This is a genomic window from Pseudomonas sp. MYb2, from assembly GCF_002979955.1.
GTDB lineage: Bacteria > Pseudomonadota > Gammaproteobacteria > Pseudomonadales > Pseudomonadaceae > Aquipseudomonas.
Genome location: NZ_PCQC01000010.1, coordinates 1 through 17,018, shown reverse-complemented (window position 1 = coordinate 17,018; position 17,018 = coordinate 1). Strand labels below are relative to the sequence as shown.

General features: G+C 59.3%; 15 protein-coding genes. 9 read left to right on the top strand and 6 right to left on the bottom strand.

The window, feature by feature from the left end:
• Positions 1 to 163: 163 nt before the first annotated feature.
• The 3 genes from prpC to CQ009_RS17740 all read right to left on the bottom strand — a co-directional run bounded on the left by prpC (position 164) and on the right by CQ009_RS17740 (position 3,020).
• On the bottom strand, positions 164 to 1,291 hold the full coding sequence (gene prpC / locus CQ009_RS17750) for a 2-methylcitrate synthase (protein WP_105707852.1): 1,128 nt from the start codon (positions 1,289 to 1,291) through the stop codon (positions 164 to 166).
• 119 nt (positions 1,292 to 1,410) lie between these two features.
• A complete protein-coding gene (prpB, locus tag CQ009_RS17745; RefSeq protein WP_034152882.1) occupies positions 1,411 to 2,301 on the bottom strand; it encodes a methylisocitrate lyase in 891 nt (296 codons plus the stop codon).
• Entirely contained in the window at positions 2,298 to 3,020 is a 723-nt protein-coding gene (locus CQ009_RS17740) for a GntR family transcriptional regulator (RefSeq protein ID WP_172828118.1), read from the bottom strand. The genes prpB and CQ009_RS17740 overlap by 4 nt, the downstream gene beginning before the upstream one ends.
• Before the next feature lie 357 nt (positions 3,021 to 3,377).
• Between CQ009_RS17740 and CQ009_RS17735 the strand changes: the two genes are divergently transcribed.
• From CQ009_RS17735 to pabB, 4 genes are all read left to right on the top strand, one after another.
• Positions 3,378 to 3,914 carry an ATP-dependent zinc protease gene (locus CQ009_RS17735; protein WP_053116866.1) on the top strand — a complete coding sequence of 179 codons (537 nt, stop codon included), beginning with the start codon at positions 3,378 to 3,380 and terminating at the stop codon, positions 3,912 to 3,914.
• Positions 3,915 to 3,919: 5 nt separating this feature from the next.
• A complete protein-coding gene (locus CQ009_RS17730) occupies positions 3,920 to 5,455 on the top strand; it encodes an inactive transglutaminase family protein (protein ID WP_008080999.1) in 1,536 nt (511 codons plus the stop codon).
• A complete protein-coding gene (locus tag CQ009_RS17725; protein WP_064391256.1) occupies positions 5,455 to 6,441 on the top strand; it encodes an alpha-L-glutamate ligase-like protein in 987 nt (328 codons plus the stop codon). Before CQ009_RS17730 ends, CQ009_RS17725 begins: the two co-directional genes overlap by 1 nt.
• Before the next feature lie 259 nt (positions 6,442 to 6,700).
• The gene (pabB, locus tag CQ009_RS17720; RefSeq protein ID WP_105707850.1) at positions 6,701 to 8,044 is read left to right on the top strand and encodes an aminodeoxychorismate synthase component I; all 1,344 of its coding nucleotides are present in this window, start codon (positions 6,701 to 6,703) and stop codon (positions 8,042 to 8,044) included.
• A gap of 125 nt (positions 8,045 to 8,169) precedes the next feature.
• Here pabB and thrH read toward each other — a convergent pair whose 3' ends face one another.
• On the bottom strand, positions 8,170 to 8,787 hold the full coding sequence (gene thrH, locus CQ009_RS17715; RefSeq protein WP_105707848.1) for a bifunctional phosphoserine phosphatase/homoserine phosphotransferase ThrH: 618 nt from the start codon (positions 8,785 to 8,787) through the stop codon (positions 8,170 to 8,172).
• 164 nt (positions 8,788 to 8,951) lie between these two features.
• Here thrH and CQ009_RS17710 point away from each other — a divergent pair, with 164 nt between their 5' ends.
• The 3 genes from CQ009_RS17710 (at position 8,952) to CQ009_RS17700 (ending at position 12,588) form a co-directional block, all read left to right on the top strand.
• Positions 8,952 to 9,686 carry a phosphoadenylyl-sulfate reductase gene (locus CQ009_RS17710; protein ID WP_064391253.1) on the top strand — a complete coding sequence of 245 codons (735 nt, stop codon included), beginning with the start codon at positions 8,952 to 8,954 and terminating at the stop codon, positions 9,684 to 9,686.
• Positions 9,687 to 10,265: 579 nt separating this feature from the next.
• Positions 10,266 to 11,804, top strand: coding sequence for an NCS1 family nucleobase:cation symporter-1 (locus CQ009_RS17705; RefSeq protein ID WP_105707846.1), 1,539 nt, complete (start codon positions 10,266 to 10,268; stop codon positions 11,802 to 11,804).
• A gap of 55 nt (positions 11,805 to 11,859) precedes the next feature.
• Complete coding sequence (locus CQ009_RS17700; RefSeq protein ID WP_105707845.1) at positions 11,860 to 12,588, top strand: aspartate/glutamate racemase family protein; 729 nt, start codon at positions 11,860 to 11,862, stop codon at positions 12,586 to 12,588.
• Positions 12,589 to 12,693: 105 nt separating this feature from the next.
• Here the strand turns inward: CQ009_RS17700 and CQ009_RS17695 are convergent, their stop codons facing one another.
• Complete coding sequence (locus CQ009_RS17695) at positions 12,694 to 13,620, bottom strand: LysR family transcriptional regulator (protein WP_105707842.1); 927 nt, start codon at positions 13,618 to 13,620, stop codon at positions 12,694 to 12,696.
• A 127-nt stretch (positions 13,621 to 13,747) separates the two neighbouring features.
• On the opposite strand from CQ009_RS17695, the gene CQ009_RS17690 reads away from it, so the two are divergent.
• Positions 13,748 to 14,494 (top strand): 3-oxoacyl-ACP reductase family protein, encoded by a 747-nt coding sequence (locus CQ009_RS17690; protein ID WP_105707839.1) that lies wholly within the window; start codon positions 13,748 to 13,750, stop codon positions 14,492 to 14,494.
• A gap of 75 nt (positions 14,495 to 14,569) precedes the next feature.
• On the opposite strand, the gene CQ009_RS17685 is transcribed toward CQ009_RS17690, so the two are convergent.
• Positions 14,570 to 15,265: an HAD-IA family hydrolase gene (locus tag CQ009_RS17685; RefSeq protein ID WP_105707837.1), complete on the bottom strand. Its 696-nt coding sequence runs from the start codon at positions 15,263 to 15,265 to the stop codon at positions 14,570 to 14,572.
• Between the two features lie 247 nt (positions 15,266 to 15,512).
• On the opposite strand from CQ009_RS17685, the gene CQ009_RS17680 reads away from it, so the two are divergent.
• The coding region (locus CQ009_RS17680; RefSeq protein ID WP_256585450.1) for a DUF6531 domain-containing protein at positions 15,513 to 17,018 on the top strand (1,506 nt) is incomplete at its 3' end.

Sequence of the window (17,018 nt, the reverse complement as noted above, 5' to 3'; positions counted from 1 at the left end):
CAGACGCCAGACTCAAAATTCACACCTTCCCTTGTAGGAGTGAGCCTGCTCGCGATAGCGGTAGATCAGTCGACATCGATGGTGAATGTCAGTCCGTCATCGCGAGCAGGCTCACTCCTACAGGGATTAGCGGTGATCTTGCGCTCCGGGTCAGCTCACCATTTCAGCGACGTTCGATTGGCACGAACTTGCGCTGTTCGACGCCGACGTACTCGGCGCTTGGACGGATGATGCGGTTGTTGGCGCGCTGTTCGAACACGTGCGCAGCCCAGCCGGTCAGGCGCGAGCAAACGAAGATCGGCGTGAACAGCTTGGTCGGGATGCCCATGAAGTGGTACGCCGAGGCATGGTAGAAATCGGCGTTCGGGAAGAGTTTTTTCTGTTCCCACATGGTCTTGTCGATGGCTTCGGAAACCGGGAACAGCACCTTGTCACCGACTTCGTCAGCCAGCTGTTTCGCCCAGCCTTTGATCACTTCGTTGCGTGGATCGCTGTCCTTATAGATCGCGTGGCCGAAGCCCATGATCTTGTCCTTGCGCTCAAGCATGCCGAGGGTGCCTTTGATCGCCTCTTCCGGCGACGAGAAGCGTTCGATCATTTCCATCGCTGCTTCGTTGGCGCCACCGTGCAGCGGGCCGCGCAGCGAACCAATGGCGGCGGTGACGCAGGAATACAGATCGGACAACGTCGAGGCGCAGACGCGGGCGGTGAAGGTCGAGGCGTTGAATTCGTGCTCGGCGTAAAGGATCAGCGAGACGTTCATCACTTTGACGTGCAGTTCGCTTGGCTTCTTGTCGTGCAACAGATGCAGGAAGTGGCCGCCAATGGTCGGCTCGTCGCTGACACAATTGATGCGCTTGCCGTCGTGGCTGAAGCGATACCAGTAGCACATGATCGCCGGGAACGCGGCGAGCAGGCGGTCAGTCTTGTCGCGCTGCTCGGAGAAGTCTTTCTCCGGTTCGATATTGCCAAGGAACGAGCAACCGGTGCGCATCACGTCCATCGGGTGGGCGTCGGCGGGGATGCGTTCGAGCACTTCCTTCAGCGCTTGCGGCAGGTCGCGCAGCTTGCTCAGCTTGCTCTGGTATTCGTCGAGTTGTGCCTGGGTCGGCAGTTCGCCGTAGAGCAGCAGGTACGCGACTTCTTCAAATTGTGCATCGGCTGCCAGTTCGCGCACGTCGTAGCCGCGATAGGTCAGCCCGGCACCGGCCTGGCCCACGGTGGACAGTGCGGTTTGCCCGGCAACCTGGCCACGGAGCCCGGCGCCACTGAGTACTTTTGCTTCGGCCATTGTGTTCTCCAATCTTGAATTTGTTAGGGAGTGTGGCGAAAAGATCGCAGCCTCGTTGCACTCGACAGCTCCTACAGGGATCTGTGTAGGAGCTGCCGCAGGCTGCGATCTTTTGATCTTTATTTCTTCGCGGCAAACAACGCATCGAGCTTCTGCTCGAAGGTGTGGTAATCGATGCGATCGTAAAGCTCCATGCGAGTCTGCATGGTGTCGATGACATTCTGCTGCGTGCCATCGCGGCGGATGGCGGTGTAGACGTTTTCCGCCGCCTTGTTCATCGCGCGGAACGCCGACAGCGGATACAGCACCAGCGACACATCGGCGCCGGCCAGTTGCTCGGTGGTGTACAGCGGCGTCGCGCCGAACTCGGTGATGTTGGCCAGGATCGGCGCTTTCACGCGGTTGGCGAACAGCTTGTACATCTCCAGTTCGGTGATGGCTTCCGGGAAGATCATGTCGGCGCCGGCCTCGATGCACGCGGCAGCGCGATCGAGTGCCGATTCCAGACCTTCCACCGCCAGCGCATCGGTGCGCGCCATGATCACGAAGCTGTCATCGGTACGCGCATCAACCGCAGCCTTGATGCGATCGACCATTTCCTGCTGGCTGACGATCTCTTTGTTCGGACGGTGGCCACAACGCTTGGCGCCAACCTGATCCTCAATGTGAATCGCCGCCGCGCCAAACTTGATCATCGACTTGACGGTGCGCGCCACGTTGAATGCCGACGAGCCGAAACCGGTGTCCACATCGACCAGCAGCGGCAGATCGCAAACGTCGGTGATACGGCGCACGTCGGTCAGCACGTCATCCAGGCCGGTGATGCCCAAGTCCGGCACGCCGAGCGAGCCTGCGGCCACCCCGCCACCGGATAGGTAGATCGCCTTGAAACCGGCGCGCTTGGCCAGCAGCGCGTGGTTGGCGTTGATCGCGCCGACCACCTGCAATGGATGCTCGCTGGCGACCGCATCGCGGAAACGCTGGCCTGGAGTGCTGTGCTTGGAACTCATGACTCACCTCGTTCAGTGGCTGTCTTATTGTGGGCGCCGTCCTGGTAATGACGGGCGATGTTGCGTTTCGAGGCGCCGATGTGACGGCGCATCAACAATTCCGCGAGCTCGCCGTCACGGTCGGCGATGGCATCGAGAATCCGGTGGTGTTCGGCAAACGCCTGACGCGGGCGGTTCGGTGTGGTGGAAAACTGGATGCGGTACATGCGCACCAGTTGATACAGCTCGCCGCAGAGCATCTGCGTCAGCGTACGGTTGCCGCTGCCCTGGATGATCCGGTAATGGAAGTCGAAATCGCCTTCCTGCTGGTAATAGCCGACGCCAGCCTGAAACGCCGCGTCGCGCTCGTGGGTTTCCAGCACGCGGCGCAGTTCGTCGATTTCTTCGACGCTCATGCGCTCGGCCGCCAGACGGCAGGCCATGCCTTCGAGGGATTCGCGGATTTCGTAGAGTTCGAGCAATTCGGCATGGCTGAGCGATACCACCCGTGCGCCGACATGCGGTACGCGCACCAGCAGGCGCTGGCCTTCGAGACGATGGATCGCCTCACGTAACGGCCCGCGGCTGATGCCGTAGGTGCGCGCCAGCTCCGGCTCGGAGATCTTGCTGCCTGGCGCGATCTCGCCTTTGACGATGGCCGCTTGAATGCGCCGGAAGACGTTTTCCGAAAGCGTCTCGGAATCGTCGCCGCTAATGACCGGGGGATCGAGTTGATCCAGCATGATTGTCGACACCTTTAAATCCAATGCGGCAAAAACTAGCCAATTCGCCCGCATCAGTCAAAGGATAAATAGGTATTGTCGACAATCGTCTAATAACCTTAAAAGATCGCAGCCTTCGGCAGCTCCTACAGGGCGCACGCAAATCCAATGTAGGAGCTGCCGAAGGCTGCGATCTTTTGATCTTTTATAGACCGGCCCAAGCGCTGGCGCCATAAACCCACCGTGCTAGAATGCCGCCCGCATTTGCTGGCCATTTGTACGGCTTGTCATAAAAAGCTGATAGGCACACGAAGGGCCTTGCGCAAGTTTTGCCAAGGACCTGAACCGAAAACGGAACGCTGCGCACCAGGATTTATGAGACTCAAGCCCTTCCCCACATTCTTTGCCCTGTTTTGCCTGCCCGGCCTCGCCGCCGCGGGGGAAAAAACCGTGTACGGCCTCAACGAATACGCTTCGCTTGACGGCATCAATCTGGAAGTCGCGGCCAAACTCGACACCGGCGCGAAAACCGCCTCGCTGAGTGCCCGCGACATTAAACGCTTCAAACGCAACGGCGAGTCCTGGGTACGTTTCTACCTGGCCATCGACGCCGCGCATTCGCACCCGATCGAACGGCCACTGGCCCGGGTCAGCAAGATCAAGCGCCGTGCCGGCGACTACGACCCGGAAGAAGGCAAGAAGTACACCGCCCGTCCGGTGATCGAGCTGGATATCTGCATGGGCACGGCAATGCGCAGCATCGAAGTGAACCTGACCGACCGAAGTGCGTTCCAATACCCGCTTTTGATTGGCTCCGAGGCGCTGAAACGCTTCGATGCGCTGGTCGACCCCAGTCTTAAATACGCTGCCGGCAAACCCGCCTGCACCATCGCCGCTCATACCGCCGAGTAATTTCCATGCGTTCTCTAACCTTCCACCTGAAAATCCTGATCACCATTCTGGTGCTGCTGGGCGTTTCGGTTACGGCCTATCAGATTTTCGTACTCGGCATCCCGGTGACCGAAGATGCGACCGACGACTTGTGGAACATCGACGCCAAGGTCGAGTTCGTCGCCAGCACCAAGGATCCGGTGAAGATCCAGATGTTCGTGCCGCCATTGAGCCGCGATTACGTCAGCCTCAACGAAAGCTTTATCTCCAATAACTACGGCGTCGCCGTCAACCGCGTCGACGGCAACCGCAAGGTGACCTGGTCGGCCCGTCGCGCGAAGGGCAACCAGACGCTTTATTACCGTCTGGTGCTGACCAAGCGTTACACCGCGGAAAAAACCAAGATCAAAGGCCCGACCTTCCGCGACAGCATCGCCATCGAAGGCCCGGAAAAAATCGCCGCCGAAGCCCTGCTCGCGCCGATCCGCCAGCACTCGGCTGACGTCGAAACCTTCATCGGCGAGGCGATCAAACGCGTCAACAACCTCAACGATGACAACGTGAAACTGCTGCTGGCCGGCGATCCGTCGACCGCGCACAAAGCCAAAATCGTTGAACTGCTGCTGTCCATCGCCCACGTACCGGTGGAAAAAGTCCACACCATCCGCCTCGTCGCCGATCAGCCGCAAATGCCCGAACTGTGGCTGCGCAGCTTCAACGGCAACGACTGGCTGTACTTCAATCCGGAAACCGGCGAGCAAGGCCTGCCGACCGACCGCCTGCTGTGGTGGACCGGCGATGAAAACCTGATCACCGTCGACGGCGGCAAGAAAGCCAACGTGACCTTCAGCCTGAACAACAGCGAGATGAACGCGATTCGTCTGGCCAAGCTGACCGACGAAAACACCGACGCCAACTTCCTCGAATACTCGCTGTACGGCTTGCCGCTGCAGACCCAGCAGACCTTCATGATCATGGTGATGATCCCGATCGGCGTGCTGGTGATCCTGATCCTGCGCAACCTGATTGGCCTGCAGACCCTCGGCACGTTTACCCCGGTACTGATCGCCCTCGCCTTCCGTGAAACGCAACTGGGCTTCGGCATTTTGCTGTTTACCGTGATTACGGCGCTGGGCCTGTCATTACGTTCTTATCTGGAACACCTGAAGTTGCAAATGCTGCCGCGACTGTCGGTGGTGTTGACCTTTGTCGTGGTACTGATCGCGGCTATCAGTCTGTTCAGCCATAAACTCGGTCTGGAGCGCGGCTTGTCCGTGGCACTGTTCCCGATGGTGATTCTGACCATGACCATCGAACGCCTGTCGATCACCTGGGAAGAGCGCGGCGCCAGCCATGCGATGAAAGTCGCGATTGGCACGCTGTTCGCCGCGTCCCTGGCGCACCTGATCATGACCGTGCCTGAACTGGTCTACTTCGTGTTCACCTTCCCGGCGATCCTGTTGATCCTGGTGGGCTTCATGCTGGCGATGGGGCGTTATCGCGGCTACCGCCTGACGGAACTGGTGCGCTTCAAGGCTTTCCTGAAGAAGGCTGACGCCTGATGTTCGGTTTCTGGAAGACCTGGAAGGCCCTGGAGGCGCGGGGCATCATGGGCATCAATCGGCGTAACGCCGACTACGTGCTCAAGTACAACAAGCGCAGTCTGTACCCGATCGTCGATGACAAGATCATCACCAAGGAGCGCGCCATCGCGGCCGGCATTCACGTGCCGGAACTGTATGGCGTGATCTCCACCGAGAAGGAAATCGACAAGCTCGGCGAGATCATCGGCGGGCGCAGCGACTTCGTGATCAAACCGGCCCAGGGCGCCGGCGGTGACGGCATCATCGTTGTCGCCGACCGTTTCGAAGGCCGCTACCGCACGGTATCGGGCAAGATCATTGCCCACGAAGAGCTTGAGCATCACATCTCAAGCATTCTTACCGGTTTGTACTCGCTGGGCGGCCATCGTGATCGGGCGCTGATCGAATACCGGGTAACGCCGGATCAGATTTTCAAAAGCATCAGCTACGAAGGCGTGCCGGACATTCGCATCATCGTGCTGATGGGTTATCCGGTGATGGCGATGTTGCGCCTGCCGACCCGGCAGTCCGGCGGCAAGGCCAACCTGCACCAGGGCGCCATCGGTGTCGGTGTCGATCTGGCGACCGGTCTGACCCTGCGCGGCACCTGGCTGAACAACATCATCACCAAACACCCCGACACCACCAACGCGGTGGACGGCGTGCAACTGCCCTACTGGGACGGTTTCATGAAACTCGCCGCTGGCTGCTATGAGCTGTGCGGGTTGGGTTATATCGGCGTGGACATGGTGCTGGATCAGGAGAAGGGTCCGCTGATTCTAGAGTTGAATGCGCGGCCTGGGTTGAATATTCAGATTGCCAATGATTGTGGGCTGACGTTGCGTACGCATGCGGTTGAAGCGCGGCTGGAAGAGCTGAAGGCGCGTGGGGTGACGGAATCGGTTGAAGAGCGCGTGGCGTTTACCCAGGAAATGTTTGGGCATATTCCTGCCGTAGAAGGCTGATCTCCCCCGATGATCGTTCCCACGCTCTGCGTGGGAATGCATCCCGTGACGCTCCGCGTCACAGTGGACGCAGAGCGTCCATGGCGGCGTTACCACGCAGAGCGTGGGAACGATCAGTAAAGCCCCCAATCGGCTCCCTTTCCCCCTCGCCCCCTTGGGGGAGAGGGCTGGGGTGAGGGGGTAGGCTTTTGATTTTGATCTGACAGCCGAGAGAGGACTACAATCCCCACCCCGCCTCCACGGCCGATCTGCCCCGCCCATGCTGACCTGTTCCGTACACCCGCTGCCCTACCGCGCCAATCCCGCCGACTACTTCGCGGCCATTCGCAACGCCCCCGGCGCCGTGCTGCTCGACAGTGGCCGCCCGAGCGCTGACCGTGGCCGTTATGACCTGCTCAGCGCTTGGCCGCTGGAACAACTGGCGGTATTGCCGGACGAGAGCGGCAGCCATTTCCTGCAACGTCTGCGTGACAATCTGAATCGCCTCGGTGAGGCTGATTTACCAGCGGGTTTCGAACTGCCATTCGCTGGCGGCTTGATCGGCTATCTGAGCTATGACTTCGGCCGGCATCTGGAAAACCTGCCGAGCCAGGCTCGCGATGATCTGCAATTACCGGATGCACGTTTTGGCCTGTACAACTGGGCACTGATCAGCGATCACCAGTCCGCCACCAGCCAATTGGTCTTCCACCCGTCGGTGATCGATAGCGAGAAGCAACGGCTGATAGCGCTGCTCACTCAGCCACACACAGACACATTGGTACCGTTCAAACTGAACAATCCGATGACCGCCGACCTCTCGCCCGACGATTACCGTCAGGCCTTCGAACGCATTCAGCATTACATCCAGGCCGGCGACTGCTATCAGGTCAACTTCGCCCAGCGCTTTCGCGCGGCGTGTCAGGGCGATCCGTGGCTGGCTTACTGCAAATTGCGCGAAGCCTGCCCCACGCCGTTCTCCGGCTTCCAGAGCCTGTCCGGTGGCGACGCAGTGCTGAGCCTGTCGCCCGAGCGCTTTGTCAAAGTCAGCCAGCGCCAAGTCGAAACCCGGCCCATCAAAGGCACTCGCCCCCGTGGCCTGACTCCAGCAGAAGATGCCGCCAACGCCGCCGAACTGCTGGCCAGCCCCAAGGATCGCGCAGAAAACCTGATGATCGTCGACCTGCTGCGCAACGACCTCGGGCGCACCTGCCGCATCGGCTCGGTGCGCGTGCCGGAGCTGTTCAGTCTGGAAAGCTATCCGAACGTGCATCACCTGGTCAGCAGCGTCACCGGTGATCTGGCGGATGATCGCGACGCACTGGATCTGATTGCCGGCAGCTTCCCCGGCGGCTCGATCACCGGCGCGCCGAAGATTCGTGCGATGCAGATCATCGATGAGCTGGAGCCGACCCGGCGCGGATTGTATTGCGGCTCGTTGCTGTACCTCGACGTGCGCGGCGAGATGGACAGCTCCATCGCCATTCGCAGTCTGTTGGTCAAGGATGGGCAGGTGTGCTGCTGGGGCGGTGGCGGGATTGTCGCGGATTCTGATTGGCAGGCCGAGTATCAGGAGTCGATTACTAAAGTCAGAATCCTCCTCGAAACCCTGCAAAACCTCTGAGCAATGATCGTTCCCACGCTCCGCGTGGGAATGCAGCCCGGGGCGCTCCGCGTCCCAAGCGGACGCGGAGCGTCCATTGAGGCATTCCCACGCAGAGCGTGGGAACGATCATCAGGTAGCCAGGCTTACAGGCTGAGGTCGCGGTTGGAGGCCTTTAAGAATTCCTGCTTCAACTCGGCAAAGCTGTGCACCGCCGGAAACTGCGGAAACTCGCGAATCACATTCTCCGGCGCATGAAACAGAATCCCCGCATCCGCCTCGCCCAGCATCGTCGTATCGTTATACGAATCCCCCGCCGCAATCACCCGGTAATACAGGCTCTTGAACGCCAGCACCGACTGGCGCTTGGGGTCTTTCTGCCGCAACTGGTAGCTGGTCACCCGCCCGGTTTCGTCAGTGATCAGACGATGGCAAAGCAAGGTCGGGAAGCCCAACTGACGCATCAGCGGCTGGGAAAACTCATAAAACGTATCCGACAGAATCACCACTTGAAAGCGCTCACGCAGCCAGTTGACGAACTCCACCGCGCCGTCGAGCGGCTTCAGCGTGGCGATCACTTCCTGAATATCGGACAGCTTCAAGCCGTGCTCGTCGAGGATGCGCAGACGCTGCTTCATCAGCACGTCGTAATCGGGAATGTCCCGGGTGGTGGCCTTGAGAGAGTCGATTCCGGTTTTTTCGGCGAAGGCGATCCAGATTTCCGGCACCAACACTCCTTCAAGATCCAGGCAAGCAATTTCCACAAGACACTCCCGTTTGTATTGATTATTTGAGTCGAGCGAGGCCGAACTCTAGCGGCTCAAATCCACTCGCGCAACGCACAGCGCACCCCGAGCCACGCAGCTTTTTGTTACCATCGGCCCCATATAGAGCGCCCAGCGCCACTGACCTGTAGGAAGCCGCCCTGATGAGTGCAACGTTCGACGTCGTGGAACTCGCCACGACCTATGCCAACAAATCCGCGCAAGACATCCTCAAACTCGCGTTTGCCGAGTTCGGCGATGACTTGTGGATATCTTTCAGCGGCGCCGAGGATGTGGTGCTGGTGGACATGGCCTGGAAGCTCAACAAAAACGTCAAGGTGTTCAGCCTCGACACCGGCCGCTTGCACCCGGAGACCTACCGCTTCATCGAGCAGGTGCGCGAGCACTACAAGATCGATATCGAAATCGTCTCGCCGGACTACACGAAACTGGAACCGTTCGTGAAGGAAAAAGGCCTGTTCAGTTTCTACAAGGACGGCCACGGCGAATGCTGTGGCATCCGCAAGATCGAGCCGCTGCGCCGCAAACTGTCCACCGTCAAAGCCTGGGCTACCGGCCAGCGCCGCGACCAGAGCCCCGGCACCCGCAGCGCCGTGGCGGTGATGGAAATCGACGGCGCGTTCTCCACGCCGGAACGCACCCTGTACAAGTTCAACCCGCTGGCGCAGATGACCAGCGAAGAGATCTGGGGCTACATCCGCATGCTCGAGCTGCCGTACAACAGCCTGCATGAGCGCGGCTTCATCAGCATTGGCTGCGAACCGTGCACCCGCCCTGTTCTGCCGAACCAGCATGAGCGTGAAGGTCGCTGGTGGTGGGAAGAAGCCACGCAGAAAGAATGCGGGCTGCATGCGGGGAATATCATCAGCAAGGCGTAACTCCCTGCCGCGCTGATTTCCCCCTGTAGGAGTGAGCCTGCTCGCGATAGCGGTTTATCATCCGATGATTTTTTTGGCTGATACACCGCTATCGCGAGCAGGCTCACTCCTACAAAGGTCACTAGCGACTCAATAAATGTGTACACACGAATGTCACCATCGGTGCCATTTATGTGTGCACTTTTTTGTTTCCGCGCCCTGAAAAGTTACATCCCGCCTGAAAACCCCTCGCTCTCGCCTTTCCTGAAAATCCCTCATCAAAAATAAATACCTGTTCAAACGGTCAATTTTTAACCACTTATTTTCAAAGACTTAGCGTGCATCGATAACTTTTCGAAATGAGCACAGCTGCGCATAGACCGCTAACTGGCACAAATCTGGCTTTAGTGCATACATGTTTTGTATACAAAACTGCAGAACATACCCACACTTTCGATCCGCAAGCCTGAAGCGCCCTATCCCGTACAGGCTGCAGATGCCCCGTAACCAGTGATGTTTTTCACTGCCGCGACGAAGATTTGTCGAGCCTGACGGCTTATGTACAGTCATCGCGGCCCTGAACATCAGGAGCCTGCCGGAATGCGTACAAGTCTCTCCAATAACATCGCGCTGAATCTGCCCGCCTCTCCCGTTACCCAACCGTTACCCCATGACGGACTCATCGAGCCGCTAAAACTCAGTCCGCGCCTGCACAATAGCGACCTGGCACCGACCAAGGCCGAAGGTCGACGCTGGGGCAAATACAGCATTTTCGCCCTGTGGACGAACGACGTGCACAACATCGCCAACTACTCCTTCGCCATCGGCTTGTACGCGTTGGGCCTGGGTGGCTGGCAGATTCTGTTGTCGCTGGGGATCGGCGCGGCGCTGGTGTATTTCTTCATGAACCTGTCCGGCTACATGGGACAGAAAACCGGCGTGCCGTTTCCGGTCATCAGCCGGATCAGTTTCGGCATTCACGGGGCGCAGATTCCTGCGTTGATCCGGGCGGTTATCGCCATTGCCTGGTTCGGTATTCAGACGTACCTGGCCTCGGTGGTCTTTCGCGTATTGCTCACAGCGGTACACCCCGGTTTCGCCGAATACGACCACAACTCGATTCTTGGCCTGTCGACTTTGGGCTGGGTGTGTTTCGTGGCGATCTGGTTCGTGCAACTGGCGATCCTTGCCTACGGCATGGAAATGGTGCGCCGCTACGAAGCCTTTGCCGGACCGGTGATTCTGCTGACCGTCGCTGCGCTTGCCGCGTGGATGTACTTCCAGGCCAACGCGACCATCGCCTGGTCGACTCGCGAGCCACTGACCGGTGGCGAGATGTGGCGCAACATCTTTGCCGGCGGCGCGTTGTGGCTGGCGATCTACGGCACGTTGATCCTCAATTTCTGCGACTTCGCCCGCTCTTCGCCATGCCGCAAGACCATAAAGGTAGGAAATTTCTGGGGTTTGCCGGTGAATATTCTGGTGTTCGCCGCGATTACTGTCCTGCTCTGCGGTGCACAATTTCAGATCAATGGCCGGATCATCGAGAGCCCGACCGAGATCATCGCCTCGATCCCCAACACGTTCTTCCTGGTGCTCGGTTGCCTGGCGTTTCTGATCGTCACAGTGGCGGTGAACATCATGGCCAACTTCGTCGCTCCGGCCTTCGTCCTCAGCAACCTGGCGCCAAAATACCTGACCTTCCGCCGCGCCGGGCTGATCAGCGCCACCATCGCCGTGTTGATTCTGCCGTGGAATCTCTACAACAGCCCATTGGTGATCGTGTACTTCCTGTCCGGCCTCGGCGCCCTGCTCGGCCCGCTGTACGGCGTGATCATGGTCGACTATTGGCTGATCCGCAAAGGCCGGATCAACGTCCCGCAGCTCTACAGCGAAGATCCCAACGGCGCTTATTACTACAGCCGCGGGATCAATTTCCGTGCGGTGGCGGCGTTTATTCCTGCGGCGCTGATCGCCATCGTCCTCGCGCTGGTTCCCGGTTTCCACAACGTCTCGCCGTTCTCCTGGCTGATCGGTGCGGGGATTGCCGGAATGCTTTACCTGATCATCGCCAAACGCCAGCCGCACTACGCCGACGTCAGTGGCGAATCCATTGCGGTCGACAACGTCTGCCATTAACTCCCTCGCGGCCCGGACTTCGGGTCGCAGAACTGCCCGCTATAAGGATTTCCCCATGCGTATTCTCGTGGTCAACGTCAACACCACCGAATCCATCACCGATGCCATCGCCCGCTCGGCGCAGGCTGTCGCTTCACCGGGTACTGAAATCGTCGGTTTGACGCCGTTCTTTGGCGCCGACTCGATTGAAGGCAATTTCGAAAGCTACCTGGCGGCCATCGCGGTGATGGATCGGGTGATGGCCTACGATCAGCCGTTCGATGCGGTGATTCAGGCCGGTTATGGCGAACATGGCCGTGAAGGTTTGCAGGAATTACTCAACGTTCCTGTGGTGGATATCACTGATGCGGCGGCGAGTACGGCGATGTTTCTCGGCCACGCGTATTCGGTGGTGACCACGCTGGATCGCACCGTGCCGCTGATTGAGGATCGGTTGAAATTGTCCGGTCTGTGGGATCGCTGCGCTTCAGTGCGTGCCAGTGGTTTGGCTGTTCTGGAGCTGGAACACGAGCCGCAGCGTGCGCTGGAAGCCATCGTGCAACAGGCGGAACTGGCGGTGACGCAGGATAAAGCCGAGGTGATTTGCCTGGGTTGCGGCGGCATGGCCGGGCTGGATGAACAGATTCGTCGACGTACCGGCGTGCCGGTGGTGGACGGCGTGACGGCAGCGGTGACGATTGCGGAATCGCTAGTGCGCTTGCGCTTGTCGACGTCGAAGGTGCGAACGTATGCGACGCCGCGACCGAAGAACATCATTGGCTGGCCGCGGCGGTTTGCCCGCTAGACCGCGTTATCGTTCATCGCGAGCAGGCTCACTCCTACAGGCGGACGCATTCCAATGTAGGAGTGAGCCTGCTCGCGATGGCCACACCTCGGTCTGATGCCTTGCTCAAATCGCACTGAACCGCCGCGCCAACCCCCGCTCCGCAAACTGCTCAATCACAAAATCCACAAACGCCCGCGTCTTGCCCGGCAACAACTTATGCTCGGCGTAGTAAATCGAAATATTGCCATCATCGACAAACCAGTCCGGCAACACCCGCTGCAGCCTCCCTGACTCCAGATACCCCACCGCAAACGGCATGCTCACCAGCGCAATCCCCAAGCCTTGCGCCGCCGTCCTGCAAGCGGCCTCGGAATCACTCATGGTCATTCGCGCCTTGAGCGTCAACGGCCGACAATTCTGCGGATTGCGCCCGGTCAATTGCCAAGAACGCACACGCCCGGTTTGCGGCGAGCGGATCAGAATGCCGTCGTGATGGCTGAGGTCGTCCGGCTCGGCGATCACGGGATTAGCCTGTAAATAGTCGGTGGACGCGACCAATATCCGATGCGCCGGGCTCAACTTGCGTGCGATCACGCCTTGCGGCAGTTCGAAACCGCCACCGATGGCCGCATCAAAGCCCTGGGCGATCAGATCGACCTGTCGATTATCGAAATGCCAGTCCGGGTTGATCGCCGGATATCGCCGCAAAAACTCTCCGAGCATCGGCACGATGTGCAGACAGCCGAACGCTGCGCCCATGCTCACCTTCAGAGTTCCCGCCGGAAGCCCTTCGACACTGGACAGATTGGCCACGGCATTTTGAATAGTGGTCAGGCTGCCACTGACCTGATTGAGGAAAAGTTGTCCGGCCTCGGTTAGCGTCAGGCTGCGTGTACTACGCTGGAACAGCCGTACGCCAAGCCGCACTTCAAGCTTGGCCACACTCTTGCCGACTGCCGCCGGGGTCAGACTCAAGCGCCGCGCGGCTTCGGCAAAGCTGCCGACCTCGGCACTGCGCACGAAGCATTCGATGCTGCTGAAGGTTTCCATGATCGCCACTATAAACTTCTGGTTTACACAGACTATAGCAATCATGGTCTACACAGTTGTCGATACCAAGCCGATACTCGCCACCAATACCAAGGCACTCCCGCCTTGAACACTCTGGAGATCGAACATGACCACTCAACACCTCAGCGGTAAAGTCGCTCTGATTCAAGGCGGTTCCCGTGGTATCGGCGCTGCCATCGTCAAACGTCTCGCCGCTGAAGGCGCTGCAGTAGCCTTCACTTACGTCAGCTCCGTCGCGAAAGCTGAAGAGTTGCAAAACAGCATCACCGCCAACGGTGGCAAAGCTCTGGCGATCAAAGCCGACAGCGCCGATGCCGCCGCCATTCGCCACGCCGTCAACGCCACCGTCGAAGCCTTTGGCCGAGTCGATATTCTGGTTAACAACGCTGGCGTACTGGCCGTCGCACCACTGGAAGACTTCAAACTCGAAGACTTCGACCAGACTGTGGCGATCAACATTCGCAGCGTATTCATCGCCTCGCAGGAAGCCGCCAAACACATGGGCGAAGGCGCACGCATCATCAACATCGGCAGCACCAACGCCGACCGCATGCCCTTCGCCGGCGGCGGTGTGTATGCGATGAGTAAATCGGCGCTGGTCGGTTTGACCAAAGGCCTGGCCCGCGATCTTGGCCCTCGCGGCATCACCGTCAACAACGTGCAACCTGGCCCGGTCGACACCGACATGAACCCGGCGCAGGGTGACTTCGCCGAAAGCCTGATCCCGCTGATGGCCGTCGGTCGCTACGGTAAAGCCGAGGAAATCGCCAGCTTCGTCGCTTATCTGGCGGGCCCGGAAGCCGGTTACATCACCGGTGCCAGCCTGACCATCGACGGTGGTTTCGGCGCCTGATTGTTTCCGAATCGCCTGAACGAAAAACGCCGCCCCTCTTTTTACAGAGGGGCGGCGTTTTTCTGTGTCAGGTGTTCAAGCCCATTCCAGCGCCGGCAAGCCGCAGACACTCGGTGTGAAGGCTTTCAGCGTACGAAGAATCCCGTCAGCGTGTGCGTATTTTTCATCGGCCATGGCCGCATCAGGGATGGCGATGGCAGTCATCCCGGCGGCTTTCGCGGCGGTCACGCCAAATGGCGAATCCTCGAACACCAGACAATCTTCAGGTGCAACGCCCAGACGCCGGGCAGCAGTGAGGAAAATGTCCGGAGCAGGTTTAGCTGCGCCGACTTCCGGGTCGTCCGCCGTAACGATGTAATCAAACAACGCAAACCAGTCGCGGTGCAGCGTGGTTTTCTGGCCAAACGACTGGCGCGACGAACTGGTGCCCACCGCGATGGGAATGTTGTGCGCCTTGAGGTGACGGATCAGTTCCTCGGCACCCGGCATCGCTTGCGCAGTGGGAAAACGCTCACGCATCAATGGCTCGCGGATCACCAGAAATTCTTCGGCGGTGATCGGCAGATCCAGCGCCTGCACCACGTAGTTCGCCAGATCGTTGGCACCGCGACCGATGATGTTCTGCTTGACGCTCCAGTCGAAGGTGCGCCCGTAACGCTGGGCAATCAGCGAGGTGACCTCGGTGTAAATGCCCTCGGTGTCCAGCAGCAAACCGTCCATATCGAAAATCACGGCCTTGATCGGGCCGAACGCCTTCAGCGGTGCATTCATCATCGGATCCGTTAAAAAAGACATCCCAGGCGCCTGAAGCAGGTCGCTGCTCGGATCTGATTAAAGGGTTCAGCAGCATAACGAGCGCGAAGGACATTGGGCAACGGGCAATCTCCGTTGAACCGATGAACTACTCGCAAGCATTTAGCGAAACATCCTACAGGCATCACCTACTTACCCGACTTCTTTCCTTTTTCATCCCCAGCAAAGTCCCCGCACCTTTTTTGACGTGCGCGAGAGACTGCGAATGCTTGAGACCGATCGGTTACTGGCCCTGAACAACAGCATCGGCCTGCTGGTAGTTGCAGCGCTCAATCCCCGGCATCCGGATTTTGAAAGCCTGATCAGGGAGTTTCGCCTGTGCCTCAACGACTACGAGGCCTGGGCCGAGCAGTTCTGGACCGGGACGGCGCTGGATGCCGAACAAGTGTTCACCGTCGGCAACGACGTACGCCTCAGCGCACCGATCAAGTCTCGTCAACCGATCAGTTCATCGGTGGCGATGTGTCCGGCCAGCGGGCCGTTGACGCTGGTGCACATGTTCGACGCGGCTCGGTTCGTGCCGATCGGCGATACCCCGGTAACACTCGAACCGGTGCTGGCTGAAATCGACGGCGTCCTGACCTTTGGCGAGCCGCTGTACTACACCATCGGTTCGAGCGGCATTCTGCAAGTGGCCGACTGCGATCGGGGCCAGCGTTATCGCATCACCTTCTTTCCCGATGTTTGCGCCGAGCATGTGCGGACGCTGTATGCCTCCTACGAGGCAACGCTCGCCCATCTGGAAGGTTGGCTGCGTGACGAGTGGACTGGGTTTCAGCCGCAGTGGAAGGAGTTTTCCAGCGCCGGATTTCTTGACCGTTATGGTCAGTTGCAGCAGGCAGACTGGCGCGGATTCGAGAATGTCCTGAACGGGGTTTGGGATGACATCAAGCAACTGTTCGCTCTCCTCGCCGACTTGCAGGCCAACAGCGAAAAACTCCTGGACTACCTGAGCCCGGTTGAACTTGCGGCGCTGCTGCAAGCCTCCAGCGAAGCCATCGCCAACGCTTTGCTGATGCTCAGTGATGAGCCGCTGCTGTTCATTCATCTGGCGGCATTTACCAGTTGGCTGAAGATGTTGCCACCGCAGTACCTGGCGGAAGTAGTCGCCGAAGTTCGCGTCGAACTGCTGATCAGCTTTCTGTTGATGAGGGTGTGTGGCGGCGTCGGTGTGCAGATGCGCTTGAGCAGCAAGGTATTGGCGAAGATCAAGTCGCCGCGGGCGCGGGAATGGTTGACGGCTTCGGCGTCGCGGTTGGCGGAGCTGAACCCGGCGTCCGAGCTGAGCGGGCATGCGCGCGTGCTGAAGCCGCTCGCGGTTAACGCGCGTGATGTCGAGTTGAAACCGACGCCAGCCATTGCGTTGAACATTCGCCAGGCTGACTCCATGGTTTTGAAGGTGGCTAATCCCCTGCCTATCGCGCGGGACAAGTCACGCGGCATGGCTCAATTGCAGCGGCATGAGCATCACGATGACTCACCCGATCAAGCAAAAAACCCCAACGGCGACAGCGCCGATTGCGTACCGCTGACCTGCACCGATGGTTGTCCGGTGTCGATGGTCACCGGCGAAGAACTGCTGACCCTGACCGATGCGGTGCTCGATGGCGTGCTGCCGTTCGGGTTCACCCGGTTGTATCGCTCGAGCGCCGTCGAGATCGATGTCGGGCTGGGCTTTGGCTGGAGCCATTCGCTGGCGCATCGGCTGGAG

What these genes read in the sequence shown, in the direction of transcription:
- prpC (WP_105707852.1), bottom strand. Translation starts at nt 1,291, where the DNA reads ATGGCCGAAGCAAAAGTACTCAGTGGCGCCGGGCTCCGTGGCCAGGTT.
- prpB (WP_034152882.1), bottom strand. Translation starts at nt 2,301, where the DNA reads ATGAGTTCCAAGCACAGCACTCCAGGCCAGCGTTTCCGCGATGCGGTC.
- CQ009_RS17735 (WP_053116866.1), top strand. Translation starts at nt 3,378, where the DNA reads ATGAGACTCAAGCCCTTCCCCACATTCTTTGCCCTGTTTTGCCTGCCC.
- CQ009_RS17730 (WP_008080999.1), top strand. Translation starts at nt 3,920, where the DNA reads ATGCGTTCTCTAACCTTCCACCTGAAAATCCTGATCACCATTCTGGTG.
- CQ009_RS17725 (WP_064391256.1), top strand. Translation starts at nt 5,455, where the DNA reads ATGTTCGGTTTCTGGAAGACCTGGAAGGCCCTGGAGGCGCGGGGCATC.
- pabB (WP_105707850.1), top strand. Translation starts at nt 6,701, where the DNA reads ATGCTGACCTGTTCCGTACACCCGCTGCCCTACCGCGCCAATCCCGCC.
- CQ009_RS17710 (WP_064391253.1), top strand. Translation starts at nt 8,952, where the DNA reads ATGAGTGCAACGTTCGACGTCGTGGAACTCGCCACGACCTATGCCAAC.
- CQ009_RS17705 (WP_105707846.1), top strand. Translation starts at nt 10,266, where the DNA reads ATGCGTACAAGTCTCTCCAATAACATCGCGCTGAATCTGCCCGCCTCT.
- CQ009_RS17700 (WP_105707845.1), top strand. Translation starts at nt 11,860, where the DNA reads ATGCGTATTCTCGTGGTCAACGTCAACACCACCGAATCCATCACCGAT.
- CQ009_RS17695 (WP_105707842.1), bottom strand. Translation starts at nt 13,620, where the DNA reads ATGGAAACCTTCAGCAGCATCGAATGCTTCGTGCGCAGTGCCGAGGTC.
- CQ009_RS17690 (WP_105707839.1), top strand. Translation starts at nt 13,748, where the DNA reads ATGACCACTCAACACCTCAGCGGTAAAGTCGCTCTGATTCAAGGCGGT.
- CQ009_RS17685 (WP_105707837.1), bottom strand. Translation starts at nt 15,265, where the DNA reads ATGAATGCACCGCTGAAGGCGTTCGGCCCGATCAAGGCCGTGATTTTC.